We start from the raw sequence: 12795 nt of genomic DNA on the forward strand, positions 1-12795 counted from the left end.
CCCTGACTCGCACGATCGACCGGGTCGTCGTGCGAGTCAAGGGGTCAGCTGAGGGACTTGAACCGTCGCAGTCGCAGGCTGTTGGAGACGACGAAGACCGAGCTGAAGGCCATCGCGGCGCCGGCGAGCATGGGGTTGAGGAGGCCAGCGGCTGCCAGGGGGAGGGCGGCTACGTTGTAGGCGAAGGCCCAGAAGAGGTTGCCCTTGATGGTGCGGAGGGTGCTGCGGGAGAGGCGGATCGCGTCGACGGCGGCACGAAGGTCGCCGCGGACCAGGGTCAGATCGCTGGCCTCGATCGCCACGTCGGTGCCGGTGCCCATACTCAGTCCGAGGTCGGCCTGGGCGAGGGCGGCCGCGTCGTTGACGCCGTCGCCGATCATAGCGACCACGCGGCCCTCGTCCTGCAGCTTCTTCACCGCGTCGACCTTGCCGGCCGGCAGTACCTCGGCGATCACTTCGTCGATGCCGACCTCACCGGCCACCTTCAGCGCGACCGCTTCGTTGTCACCGGTCAACAGGACCGGTCGGAGCCCGAGCTCGCGAAGCTCCCGGATCGCCTGCACGGACGTGGGTTTGACGGTGTCCGCGACGACCAGCACGGCCCGTGCCTCACCGTCCCAGCCGACCGCCACCGCCGTACTGCCCTCGGCCTCGGCGTGCTCCTTCGCGTGTGCGAGATCTGCCGGCAGGTGCTGGCTCCATTCGTCCAGTAGCCGCGTCCGCCCGACGAGTACGGCGTGACCGTCGACGATCCCTTGCACACCAAGGCCTTCGACGTTCCCGAAGTCCTCGACCTCGGGAAGCTTCCCGGCTTCCGACGCGGCCCGGGCGACGGCCTGCGCGATCGGGTGTTCGCTGGAATGCTCCAGCGCGCCGGCCAACCGCAGTACCTCGGCCCGATCCTGACCAGGAACCAGCAGTACGTCGACCAGCTCCATCCGACCCGTGGTCACGGTGCCTGTCTTGTCCAGTACGACGGTGTCGACCCGGCGGGTGGACTCCAGGACCTCCGGCCCCTTGATCAGGATGCCCAGCTGCGCGCCGCGACCGGTCCCGACCATCAGCGCGGTCGGCGTAGCCAATCCCAACGCACACGGGCAGGCGATGATCAGTACGGCCACCGCAGCCGTGAACGCGACCTCCGCCGGCGAACCGTTCCCGAGCCAAAACCCCAATGTGGCAAGGGCTAACCCGATCACGATCGGCACGAAGAACCCGGACACCTTGTCGGCCAGCCGCTGTACTTCGGCCTTCCCGTTCTGCGCGTCCTCAACCAGCCGGGCCATCTGGGCCAGCTGCGTGTCCGCACCGACCCGAGTCGCCCGGACGATCAGCCGCCCGCCGGCATTGACGGTCGCACCAACGACCGCGTCCCCCGCGCTGACCTCGACCGGCACGGACTCGCCGGTCAGCATCGACGCGTCGACCGCGCTGCTCCCGGTCACGATCACGCCGTCGGTGGCGATCTTCTCGCCGGGCCGTACGACGAACTCGTCGCCCGTGACCAGTTGGTCGGCCGGGATCCGGGTCTCGGTCCCGTCCCGCAGTACGGCAACGTCTTTGGCGCCCAGCTCCAGCAGGGTCCGCAGTGCGGCACCGGATCTACGCTTGGCACGCGCTTCGAAGTACCGGCCGGCCAGGATGAACGTGGTGACGGCGGTCGCGACCTCGAGGTAGATCTCCTCGGCTCCGCTGCCGCGGGACGGGATCAGGGTGAACGGCATCTTCATGCCGGGTTGGCCCGCGGTGCCGATGAACAACGCGTACAGCGACCAGAGGAACGAGCTCAGCACGCCGAGCGAGATCAGCGTGTCCATCGTGGTTGCCGCGTGCCGCAGGTTCGTCCAGGCGGCCTTGTGGAACGGCCAGGCCGCCCACGTCACCACCGGGAACGCCAACGTCAGCGACGCCCACTGCCATGAGTCGAATTGCAGCGCCGGGATCATCCCGAACGCGACCACCGGCACCGCGAGCACGATGCTCGCGATCAGCCGCTCTCGCAGGGGCTTGAGCTCATCGGACTCCTCGGCTTCCTTAGCGACGGCCGGCGTCGGCAGAGCCGCTGTGTAGCCAGTCTTCTCGACCGTGGCGACCAGGTCGTCGGTCGAGGTGCTGTCGGGGTACGTCACCTTCGCCTTTTCGGTGGCGTAGTTGACGGTCGCCGTGACGCCGTCCATCCGGTTCAGCTTCTTCTCCACGCGGGCGGCGCAGGAGGCGCACGTCATCCCGCCGATGATGAGTTCGACAGACTGGTTACTCATGGTCGTGTGCCTCCTCTGCGTGAGTTGGTACGGCGGTGGGCGGCGCGATCGTCGTACCGGTCGAGCTGACCTTGACCGTGAACTCGGCCGTGTGCACCGCGCCGGCGTGCTGGAAGTCCAGGAACAGGCTGTATGTGCCCGCGGTGGGGAAGGTCGTCATGAAGGTGATCGACGGGCCGCCCTTCATCCCGGCGTCGGCGTGCTGCGCCGGGTGGTTGTGCAGGTAGGCCAGGTCACCGCTGCGCAGTGAGACCAAGTGGCCGAAGGCACCTAGATACGGCTGCAGGTCGGTGACCGGCTTGCCGCGCTTGCTGACCGTGAAGGTGAGCTCGGACTCCTTGCCCGCGACCGGGGTGCCGGCCAGCGTCACGTCGTACCCGTGGATGCTGTAGCTGCTCGCCGGATCGTTCAGCGGGACGGGGATGTAGAGGCCGGAGACGTTCACGTCGGTGCCGAGGGTGATGTTCTTGTCGAGGCCGGCCGGCTGGAAGTCGGCGTACATCCGCCAGGTCCCGCCGGCGGTGAACGTGAACGGGATGCTCCACGTGCCGTCAGCCGCCATCGTCGGGTGGATGTGGTGGAAGCCGGACAGGTCGCGCCGGACCACGATCAGATGCAGGTCCTTCTCATGCGTCTTCGTGTACTGCGTGACCGGTTTGCCGTCCGGTCCCTGGATCGTGAAACGCAACCCGGTCTTTGTGCCGGACGCGAAGAACGTCTGCGCCGGAGCGAACGTGTAGCCGGCGTCGGAGACCGCGAGCCCGGGCAGTTGCCCGCCTTGCCCGCCGGAATCGTGTCCGCCCATGTCACTCATGCTGTTCGGGTCGCTCATGCTGTTCGGCTGATCGGCAGGTTTTGCCGCCGCGATCGGGTCAACCGCGGAGCCGATGCCGTACGCCGCCCCGAAGGCGAGCGCGAGCACACCGGCGAACGCGCCGAGCCGGAGCGCGGCGGCCCGGCTCACGACGCAGCCAGTTCGTAACCCGCCTCGTCGACGGCCTCACGTACGGCGGCCTCATCGAGCCCGGCCTCACTCGTCACGTGCACCGCGGAGGTACCACCGGCAACGAGATCGATCTTCACCTCCTGCACACCGGCAAGCTTGCTCAGCTCGTCGGTGACCGCCGAAGTGCAGTGCGCGCAGGTCATCCCGGATACGGAGTACGTGGTGGTGGTCATATAACTGCTCCTTGCTCGATGTGGTTCTAGACAGATCAACCGCGAACTAGGTAGATCAGCTGCGAACGGGGCGGGGTCGGCTGCGGACGGGGCGGGTCAGCTGCTCGACCGCGGACAGGTCGTGGGTGATGAACAGGCGGCGAACGGAGGCCGGACCGTCGTGCGCAACCACCGCCATTCGCTGCGGGTCAGCTGCGGACGAGGCGGGCGATCGCGTCCGAGGCTTCGCGGACCTTCTCCTCGGCCTCGGCGCCGCCCTTCTGCGCGGCCTCGACCACGCAGTGCGAGAGGTGCTCATCGAGCAGCTCGAGCGAGAACGACTGCAGCGCCTTCGTGGCCGCCGACACCTGAGTCAGGATGTCGATGCAGTACTTATCCTCCTCGACCATCCGCTGCAGACCGCGAATCTGCCCCTCGATCCGCCGCAACCGCTTCAAGTGGCTGCTCTTCTCAGCGGTGTACCCGTGTACGTGCTCGTCGGTCATCTCAAACTCCTCAGCTACCCCTCGGGGGTATGTCGACACCCAGAAGGTACCCCCTCCAGGTATCGCATGCAAGTCGTGCTCAATACCTAGAGGGGGTATTTGGTGCGGATGTGGTCTGCCCCACGCGTGCTACGCGGTCGCCTCTCGTCGCGGCGCTCCTCGGCGCACCCGCTCCCGCCCACCCTCCGGCTGCCGCCGCCTTATCGCCGGTCTGGCGAGTTGCCGCTCGCGGTGAGTACTTGGCGGACGTGCGGTGTGAAGCTGGACGTGGTGAAGGCCGCTGCGGTCTAGGTCCGTGGCGAGTTGGCAAGCTGATCGCATTTCCGCCGGATCTGATCCAAGATTGAACCGATCCTGCCGGCAACCGAAGGAGTTGGTCGTGAACGCTCGTCCCCCCTTGCCCCCGTTCACCCGCGAGACAGCTGTCCAAAAGGTCCGCGCTGCGGAGAACGCCTGGAACAAGCAGGATCCGCAGGCAGTCTCGCTCGCCTACACGCCCGACACCTACTGGCGGAACCGAGACGTCTTCGTGAACGGCCGGGCCGAGGTCGTCGAGTTTCTGACCCAGAAGTGGGCGCGCGAGCTGGACTACCGGCTGATCAAGGAGCTGTGGGCCTTCACCGACGACCGCATCGCGGTTCGGTTCGTCTACGAGTCGCACGATGCGGCCGGCCAGTGGTACCGCTCACACGGCAACGAGAACTGGGAGTTCGACGAGAACGGGTTGATGCGGGTACGGCGAGCCAGCATCAACGACCAGGTGATCGCGGAGTCCGACCGCCTGTTCCACTGGGACGCGCCAGGTCAGCGCCCAGACGACCACCCCGGGCTCACCGAGCTAGGCCTCTGACTACGGCCCCAACGACAGCAACCACCCACCACGCCTCGCCCGACGAAACACGCCTCGGACAGACCACCTCCACCACCCACGACGCTCACCTCGACGACGCGCGTGGGCGGACCACGTTCGCCCGAACAAACCTGTCACGCTGTGCGTCTGCTGACTGACGAAAGGGGCGTGGATGTCCGACGTGGCCATCAGTACGCGTGGGTTGCGTAAGACGTACCGGACCCGGCGGGGACGCAAGGTGGTCGCGGTCCAGGGCCTCGACCTAGACGTACCAGCCGGCGGCGTGCACGGGTTCCTAGGCCCGAATGGATCTGGGAAGACGACCTCGATCAGGATGTTGCTCGGGTTGGTTCGCTCCGATGCCGGGACGATGACGGTCTTCGGCAAGACGGTGCCGGCCCAGCTGCCGGAGGTAGTCGGCCGGGTCGGGGCGATCGTGGAGTCGCCGAAGTTCTTTCCGGCGTTCACCGGCCGGAAGAACCTCGAGCTGCTAGCCGAAGCGATCGGCGCCCCACGGACGCGAGTCGGTGAAGTGCTTGACCAGACCTCGCTCGGTGAGCGCGGCAACGATCGGTTTCGCTCGTACTCGCTGGGCATGAAGCAGCGGCTGGCGATCGCCGCCACGCTGCTCAAGGATCCCGATCTGCTGATCTTCGACGAGCCGACCAACGGTCTCGACCCGGCTGGTATCCGGGAGATTCGCGAGACGATGCGCGGTCTCGGCGACCGGGGCAAGACCGTGCTGGTGAGCAGTCACATCCTGGCCGAGGTCGAGCAGGTCGCCGATACCGTGTCGATCATCGGCCACGGCCGGTTGCTTGCCTCGGGCACTGTCGCCGAGGTGATCGGTGGGGGCGCGGCGCCAACAGTGAAAGTTGCCGTCGCCAACCATGAGGCCGCGACCCGGATCCTGACCGCGGCCGGGATGACTGTGCGGGCCGACGGCAACTACCTGCTGGTCGAAGGCGCGCCCGAGCCCGCCGACGTGACTCGTCGCCTTGCCCACCAGGAGTTGTACGTGTCCGAGCTGGTCCCGGTCCGTGCCGACCTGGAGTCTGTGTTCCTCGAGCTGACCGAAGGCGAGGGCCTGTGATGATCCGCCTCACCAAGGTTGAGCTTCGTCGGCTGACCGCGCGCCGGCTCACTATCGTCGGCCTCGCCGGGCTGTTCGTGATCACCGTGATGCTGCTCACCGCGACCTGGTTCAACGCGCGGCCGCTGTCCACGGTCGAGCAGCAGCGGGCGCAGCAGCAGTTCGAGCTGGCGCACAAGGACTGGGTCGACAACGCGGCCGTGAACCGGCAGCAGTGCGAGGCGGACTGGAAGACCCAGCCTGACCCGAAGCCGACGCTCGAGGACATGTGTGCGTATCCGGAGCCCAAGCTCGAGGACTTCGGCAAACCGAAGACCGTGTTCGCCGAGATCATGCCGGACCTGCTGCAGGGATCGTCGTACTTCCTGGCCTTCGCCGCGTTCCTGATCGGAGCCAGCTTCATCGGCGCGGAGTTCAGTTCCGGTGCCATCGGCAACTGGTTGACGTTCGAGCCGCGCCGGCTCCGGGTGTACGGGAGCAAGCTGCTCGCGGCTGCGACCGGGTTCGTGCCGATCGCCGCGGTGACGCTGGCGATTGTTCTCCTAGGCACGTTCCTGATCGTCGACCGGCTCGGCGACACCGCGGGTGTGACCGGCCATACCTGGGGAGATCTGAGCGCGATCGGCGGCCGGGCCGTCGTGACGACCGCACTGGCGGCCGTGCTCGGCTGCGTCGTCGGCCTGTTGCTGCGGCACACGGCCGCCGCGATCGGTGTGGTGATGGCGTACCTGGTCCTCGCCGAGGGCGTGTTCGCCGCGTTCCTGGAGAAGGCCCAGCCGTGGCTGGTGAGGGTCAACTTCGACGCCTTCGTCCGCCACGACGCGCAGTACTACGTCACCGAGTGCAAGTCCGGCAACGACGGCAGCTACGGCTGTGAGTCCGTCGTGAAGACACTCACCTTCGAGCACGGCGCCTGGTACCTGGCCACTCTGGCCGTTGTCATGGTCTTGATCGGCGGATGGGTCTTCCACCGCCGCGACGTCAACTAGCTGCGCGCCGTCGCCGTCTGAACGCGCCGATCAACGCGATCCCGAGCGTGAGTACGGCGGCGGCCGCACCGATGGCCAGGCCGCGACGCAGACCCGGTGGGACGAACGTGCAGTCGATGCGGTCCGCCGTACCCGTCAGTGGGATGGCGATCAGGCCGCCGTAGTCCCGCGGGACCTGCGCCTTGCCGCCGCCGACCGAACCCTCCCCAGTCGAACAGAGCCAGCCGTCGATCTTCGGTACGGCGACGATCGCGTACCCCTTGCTGCCCGGCCGCAGCGTTGCGTGGATCGCATGGCCACTGGCCTCGACATCCGTCGCCCCGCTGTCCCGCAGCCGCCGGATCGTGGTGGCGAGCGCTCGTTGGTCGAGGCAACCGATCGCGTTCTTCGGCGGAATGCCCTGCGGGTCCTCGCCGAAGTTGAGCTCGATCAGCACGACCCCGGTCTTCGGTACGGTGCCGAGCCCGATCATCGCGCTGCTCGTGTTGATCCCGGGCCGGCGGGTCGCGCTCAGGTCCCACCACCGTCCGCCGGCCAGCCGTGCCCGGCCGCCGACCCGCGGCATGAACAGGTACGCCGACGAGCCGGGCTTGCAAGTTGCGACCAGCTTGACGTCACCGGTCTCGAACCGGGTGCCTTTGTACTCCGGGACTTCGTACACCTTGGACCCGAGCAGTCGCTCCTGGGTGGCGTACGCGTTCGGGGCATTGAAGTCGGCAGCGACCGGCGCGCCGAGTCGCCGCCGTACCGTGACGAGCGGTGGCGCCTCGTACTTCGTGATCTGCGGTTCACCGTCGCCGACGAGCCGCATCCGCGCCCCGACCGAGAAGATCGCGTCGGTGACCGGGTTGTCGAGGGTCCGCGACGCGCGACCGTACCCGGACCAGCCGAAGCCGAGGCCGGTCAGCGTCTCGTTGATTGTGTGCGGCAACAGGCTGCTGTACAGCCCGGCGCCCTGTCCACCAAGGAGAATCGGGTCGTTCGGCGTGATCGACGTACCCGGCTCGGTCCGGTACTTCGGCCACCCGCCGGCCTCCCGAAGTGCGTCGAACCGCGCGGTCTGCTTGTCGTCCCACGGAGCCGCCGAGGCGCCCAGCACCTTGCTGCGGTACTGGTCGGTGATCACCGCGGTCCACGTGGTCTCCACCGCCACAACCACCAGCAGTACGGCGAACGCGGCAGCCACCGGCCACTTGATCCGCCGCGTCTTCGGGAATCGGCGCAGCGTCCAAATGGTGCCGAACGCAACCAAAGTCACCGCTCCGGAGACGATCAGCACGAACATCGAGTGATCGCTGAGCAGCGGACTGCCGTTGGACAGTACGGCGATCAGCACCAGGAGCGCACCGCCGCCCACCAGAGCAAGCGGTCCAGGCAGTCGATGAGCCACGGAGGCCCAGGCGACCACCACGATCACACCGCAGAGCACGAAGGCCTCGCGATACTGACTGCCGTTCGGGGTGTCGAACGCGTGCCAGAACTTCTGTGTCGGCGCCCACCGGATGGACAGCGCGATCAGGACGGTCGTGATCACCCACACCGTCTTCGTCAGCCAGGGTACGAACTTGTTGAACGGCAGCGTCAGCGCGAGCAGGAGGGCAACAGTTCCGACGTACAAGCTGGCGGTTCGGCCTACGCCCTCGGTCAGCGGCAGCAACCGGGAGAGGAACAGGTCCAGCGGGGACGCGTGGAAGATCCCGGACGGCGACGGCGTTGCGGCGCGGTTGGTGGTGATGATCGGTAGCAGGATGGGCGCGACCAGGGCCATGCCGAGCACGAACGAGATGCCGTGCCGGACGATCGCCCGCAGCCGCAGGGACCACTTGAGGTCGCTGGTCAGCAGCCGGGCGAGCAGATAGATTCCACCCGCGATCGTTGCCATGTAGGCGGTGTAGAAGTTGGACAGCCAGAAGACGGCGACGACCAGCACACTGAGCAGCCGGTTGGTCCGGCGCAGTGACCACTCCGCGACCATGAAGAACATCGGCAACGCGATCAGGCCGTCCAGCCACATCGGCACGTACGATCCGTCGTCGAGGGCCCAGCCGCAAACTCCGTACGACACGCCGAGCATTGCTGCAACCCAACGGGGGCCGGGACGCATCTTCATCAGTAGGGCCGCCATCGCGGCCGCTGCCAGGCTGAGCTTCAGGGTGGTGATGACGTAGACGGCCAGGTCGATCTGGTCGCGGGGGAACAGCCCCACCAGCAGGGACAATGGGCTACCGAGATCGACACCGAGGTCGGCCAGGAAGCCGACCCCGAACGCGCTCTGCCAGTTGTACAGCAGGTCGCCTTGGGCCTGGCCGTGCAGGACGTCCCACAGGTGGGCGAAGAAGGGGATGTACTGCGTGCCAAGATCGTTGGTACTGCGCGACAGCGAACCGAAGGGATAGGTACCGCGGATGATTCCGGAGGTGGCGAAGACAGCCGCCACCACGACAAAGGCGACGACGGCTGGCAGTAACGCCGTACGTCGCCGGACAGTTTCTGGTGGATCGCCGTCCTCGGAAACCATGCGCCGCCCCTTCGCTCCGTTCACCTGGTCGCCAAAACTAACCGGTGATTCTGGTCTGGACAACAATCGCATCGTGATCAACTACTGGGGCGGATGGGGACGACGATGCGTTTGAGTCTGGTGGTGCCGTGTTACAACGAGGTCGAGGTCATCGCGCGGTTCCATCAGGCCCTGACCCACGAGCTGACCGCCACCGGCCGGCCGTACGAGGTCCTGTACGTCGACGACGGCAGCACTGATGGGACGCTCGAGGCGCTCGTCGAGTTGGCAGCCACCGACGAATCGGTCCGCTACCTGTCCTTCAGCCGGAACTTCGGCAAGGAGGCCGCGATGCTGGCCGGCCTGCGCTACGCAGGAGGCGACGCGGTCGTGATCATGGACGCGGACCTGCAGCATCCACCGGAACTGATCGGCCGGATGCTGACGGAGTACGAACGCGGCTTCGACCAGGTGATCGCCCGGCGGAATCGGACCGGCGACCCGGCGACCCGGACGCTGGCCGCGCGGGCCTACTACTGGCTGATCAACAAGTGGGCCGACGTCGAGTTGATGGACGGGGTCGGCGACTTCCGGCTGCTGTCGCGGCGTGCGGTCGACGGGCTGCTCGAGCTGAACGAGTACAACCGGTTCTCGAAGGGGCTGTTCGCCTGGATCGGATTCGAGTCGATCCTGTTCGAGTACGACAACGTGAAGGCGGCGCCGGATCGGAAGAGTCGGTGGACGTTCCGGCGGTTGGTGGAGTACGGCCTCGACGGGCTGCTGTCCTTCAACAACAAGCCGTTGCGGATGGCGATCTACGTCGGTCTGCTGCTGACCGCGGTCGCCGCCGGCTACGCGATCTGGGTGCTCGTGGCGGCACTTCTGCACGGGGTGGACATGCCCGGGTACGTCACGCTGATCGCGGCGATCACCGGGCTCGGCGGGCTGCAGATGGTGATGCTCGGCGTGATCGGCGAGTACATCGGCCGGATCTACTACGAGACCAAGAAGCGGCCGCACTACCTGCTCAAGCAGACCAACATGGACCCCTCGAGCCGGGTAGAGAAAGCACCGGCCCCGGGCGGACGAACCACCCGGGGCCAGTAACTGCTGCTGCTGAGGATCAGGCGGTGAGCCGCTCCTCGGTGGAGGTGGAGAACAGGTGCAGCTTGTCCGGCACCGCCGCCAGGCGGATGGTCGAACCCTTCTCGACCGTCATCCGGGCGTCGATGCGGGCCACGATCTGCGCCTGGTCGCTGTGCTCCGTGGTGCCGTAGAGGTACGCGTCGGCGCCGAGCTCCTCGACCACGGCGACCTTGACCGGCAGGCCCTCGTCGGCGACCTTGAAGGCCTCCGGACGAACGCCGACGGTCAGCGTCTTGTCGCTACCGGCCTTGGCCAGTAGGTCGCGGCTGATCGGGATGGTGTAGTCGCCGACCTTGGCGCCACCCTCGACGATGTCGGCGGTCAGCAGGTTCATCGCCGGCGAACCGATGAAGCCGGCCACGAACTTGTTCTTCGGGCCGTCGTACAGGTTCAGCGGGGTGTCGACCTGCTGGAGCAGACCGTCCTTGAGGACCGCGACCCGGTCGCCCATCGTCATGGCCTCGACCTGGTCGTGCGTGACGTACACCGTGGTGACGCCGAGACGCTGCTGCAGCTCGGCGATCTGGGTGCGGGTCTGCACGCGCAGCTTGGCGTCGAGGTTCGACAGCGGCTCGTCCATCAGGAAGACCTGCGGGTTACGCACGATCGCGCGACCCATCGCGACCCGCTGACGCTGACCACCGGAGAGCGCCTTCGGCTTGCGGTCCAGGTACTCCTCGAGGCCGAGCAGCTTGGCGGCCTCCATGACGCGCTTGGCGCGGTCTTCCTTGGAGACGCCCTGCATCTTCAGCGCGAAGCCCATGTTGTCCGCGACCGACATGTGCGGGTAGAGCGCGTAGTTCTGGAACACCATCGCGATGTCGCGCTCTTTCGGCGGGCGGTGCGTGACGTCGCGGTCGCCGATGTAAATCGAACCCTCGTTGACCTCTTCGAGGCCGGCGAGCATCCGGAGCGAGGTGGACTTGCCGCAACCCGATGGGCCGACGAGCACCATGAACTCGCCGTCCTCGATCTCGAGGTTGAGCTTGTCGACGGCGGGAGTGTCAGAGCCCGGGTACACCCGGGTTGCCGCCTTGAAAGAGACAGTAGCCATGACGAATCTTTCCCTTCACCGGCAGGAACGTGCCGGACGATCCGAGTAAAGGCCCCCCAAGCCGGGGGAGTGCGCCTATCCTCCCCGGGCCCGCACGTCCTGACAAGACATCCGGCGTGTGACATGTCCGTTCTGTTCACGTTGTGGACACCTGTGTGCATCCTGCAAGTTCTTGCAGGATCTTGCTGAAATGTCAGGGGTAGCTCGGTACAGTGCCGGGCGTGAGTAGCAGAGCACGGCTGGCGGACATCGCGGCCAAGGCGGGGGTCAGTGAGGCGACGGTCTCGCGGGTGCTGAACGGCAAACCGGGGTCGCGGACGATACGAAGCAGTCTGTTCTCACCGCACTCGACGTACTGGGGTTCGAACGGCCGACCAGGTTGCGGCGGCGCTCGGCGGGGCTGATCGGGCTGGTGATGCCGGAGCTGATCAACCCGATCTTCCCGGCGTTCGCGCAGGTGATCGAGTCGGCGCTGTCGCAGCGCGGCTTCACCCCGGTGCTCTGCACGCAGTCGCCGTCCGGCGCGACGGAGGAGGAGTACGTCGAGATGCTGCTGGAGCGCGGCGTCTCCGGGATCATCTTCGTATCCGGCCTGCACGCGGACACCGGAGCGGACCACGAGCGCTATCAGGCTCTGGTCGACCGGCGGCTGCCGGTGGTGTTCGTGAACGGCTGGCTGCCGTCCGTCGAGGCGCCGTTCGTGTCGTCGGACGAGTACGCCGCGATGGAGCAGGCGGTCACGCACCTGGTTGCCCTCGGCCACCGGCGGATCGGGTTCGCCTCCGGGCCGGAGCGGTTCATCGTCGTACAGCGGAAGCTGACCGGGTACCGGACCTCGATGAAGGCTCAGCTGGGGTTGTCGGACGAGGACCTGGATCCGTTGGTTGCCTTGAGCATGTTCGGCGTGGAGGGCGGTGAAGCGGCCGGCCGTCAACTGCTCGACGCTGGGGTCACAGCGGTCGTGTGCGGCTCGGACATGATGGCGCTCGGTGTGATCCGGGCCGCCCGGCAGCGCGGTCTCGCAGTACCTGGTGATTTCTCGGTTGTCGGTTATGACGACGCTCCGATGATGGAGTTCACGGATCCGCCGATGACCACGATTCGCCAACCGGTGCAGGCGATGGGGCTAGCTGCTGTGCAGTCCCTGCTTGAAGAGGTCCGCGGTCACGCGACTCCTCATACCGAGTTCCTCTTCCGGCCGGAACTCGTCGTCCGTGGATCGACCGGGCCGGCGCGCTGAT

10 protein-coding genes and 1 pseudogene are annotated in these 12795 nt (G+C 66.9%); 5 read left to right on the forward strand and 6 right to left on the reverse strand.

The annotated features are described in order from the left end of the window. Positions 1-44 precede the first annotated feature (44 nt). From EV650_RS28660 to EV650_RS28675, 4 genes are all read right to left on the reverse strand, one after another. A complete protein-coding gene (locus EV650_RS28660) occupies positions 45-2261 on the reverse strand; it encodes a heavy metal translocating P-type ATPase (protein WP_134122070.1) in 2217 nt (738 codons plus the stop codon). Continuing rightward, positions 2254-3225, reverse strand: coding sequence for a DUF8832 domain-containing protein (locus tag EV650_RS28665; RefSeq protein WP_134122071.1), 972 nt, complete (start codon positions 3223-3225; stop codon positions 2254-2256). The genes EV650_RS28660 and EV650_RS28665 overlap by 8 nt, the downstream gene beginning before the upstream one ends. Continuing rightward, positions 3222-3440: a heavy-metal-associated domain-containing protein gene (locus EV650_RS28670; protein WP_134122072.1), complete on the reverse strand. Its 219-nt coding sequence runs from the start codon at positions 3438-3440 to the stop codon at positions 3222-3224. Before EV650_RS28670 ends, EV650_RS28665 begins: the two co-directional genes overlap by 4 nt. A 188-nt stretch (positions 3441-3628) precedes the next feature. Continuing rightward, positions 3629-3925 (reverse strand): metal-sensitive transcriptional regulator, encoded by a 297-nt coding sequence (locus EV650_RS28675; RefSeq protein WP_134122073.1) that lies wholly within the window; start codon positions 3923-3925, stop codon positions 3629-3631. Between the two features lie 379 nt (positions 3926-4304). Here EV650_RS28675 and EV650_RS28680 point away from each other — a divergent pair, with 379 nt between their 5' ends. From EV650_RS28680 to EV650_RS28690, 3 genes are all read left to right on the forward strand, one after another. After that, positions 4305-4775 (forward strand): nuclear transport factor 2 family protein, encoded by a 471-nt coding sequence (locus tag EV650_RS28680; protein WP_134122074.1) that lies wholly within the window; start codon positions 4305-4307, stop codon positions 4773-4775. Positions 4776-4947: 172 nt separating this feature from the next. After that, a complete protein-coding gene (locus EV650_RS28685; RefSeq protein ID WP_134122075.1) occupies positions 4948-5868 on the forward strand; it encodes an ABC transporter ATP-binding protein in 921 nt (306 codons plus the stop codon). Then, positions 5868-6857 carry a DUF2705 family protein gene (locus tag EV650_RS28690; RefSeq protein WP_134122076.1) on the forward strand — a complete coding sequence of 330 codons (990 nt, stop codon included), beginning with the start codon at positions 5868-5870 and terminating at the stop codon, positions 6855-6857. Before EV650_RS28685 ends, EV650_RS28690 begins: the two co-directional genes overlap by 1 nt. Here EV650_RS28690 and EV650_RS28695 read toward each other — a convergent pair. After that, the gene (locus tag EV650_RS28695) at positions 6850-9375 is read right to left on the reverse strand and encodes a YfhO family protein (RefSeq protein WP_166678305.1); all 2526 of its coding nucleotides are present in this window, start codon (positions 9373-9375) and stop codon (positions 6850-6852) included. The two genes, EV650_RS28690 and EV650_RS28695, sit on opposite strands and share 8 nt — an antisense overlap. Before the next feature lie 105 nt (positions 9376-9480). Between EV650_RS28695 and EV650_RS28700 the strand changes: the two genes are divergently transcribed. Further along, a complete protein-coding gene (locus EV650_RS28700; protein WP_134122078.1) occupies positions 9481-10461 on the forward strand; it encodes a glycosyltransferase family 2 protein in 981 nt (326 codons plus the stop codon). A gap of 16 nt (positions 10462-10477) precedes the next feature. Here EV650_RS28700 and EV650_RS28705 read toward each other — a convergent pair whose 3' ends face one another. Next, positions 10478-11554 carry an ABC transporter ATP-binding protein gene (locus EV650_RS28705; protein ID WP_134122079.1) on the reverse strand — a complete coding sequence of 359 codons (1077 nt, stop codon included), beginning with the start codon at positions 11552-11554 and terminating at the stop codon, positions 10478-10480. A 221-nt stretch (positions 11555-11775) separates the two neighbouring features. Here EV650_RS28705 and EV650_RS28710 point away from each other — a divergent pair. Beyond that, positions 11776-12794 (forward strand): annotated as a pseudogene (locus EV650_RS28710) (LacI family DNA-binding transcriptional regulator). Position 12795: the final 1 nt, after the last annotated feature.

Source organism: Kribbella kalugense, from assembly GCF_004365875.1.
Taxonomy (GTDB): Bacteria; Actinomycetota; Actinomycetes; order Propionibacteriales; family Kribbellaceae; genus Kribbella; species Kribbella kalugense.

Coding starts and splice junctions, on each gene's coding strand:
- EV650_RS28660 (WP_134122070.1), bottom strand. CDS start 2,261: ATGAGTAACCAGTCTGTCGAACTCATCATCGGCGGGATGACGTGCGCC.
- EV650_RS28670 (WP_134122072.1), bottom strand. CDS start 3,440: ATGACCACCACCACGTACTCCGTATCCGGGATGACCTGCGCGCACTGC.
- EV650_RS28675 (WP_134122073.1), bottom strand. CDS start 3,925: ATGACCGACGAGCACGTACACGGGTACACCGCTGAGAAGAGCAGCCAC.
- EV650_RS28685 (WP_134122075.1), top strand. CDS start 4,948: ATGTCCGACGTGGCCATCAGTACGCGTGGGTTGCGTAAGACGTACCGG.
- EV650_RS28690 (WP_134122076.1), top strand. CDS start 5,868: ATGATCCGCCTCACCAAGGTTGAGCTTCGTCGGCTGACCGCGCGCCGG.
- EV650_RS28695 (WP_166678305.1), bottom strand. CDS start 9,375: ATGGTTTCCGAGGACGGCGATCCACCAGAAACTGTCCGGCGACGTACG.
- EV650_RS28700 (WP_134122078.1), top strand. CDS start 9,481: ATGCGTTTGAGTCTGGTGGTGCCGTGTTACAACGAGGTCGAGGTCATC.
- EV650_RS28705 (WP_134122079.1), bottom strand. CDS start 11,554: ATGGCTACTGTCTCTTTCAAGGCGGCAACCCGGGTGTACCCGGGCTCT.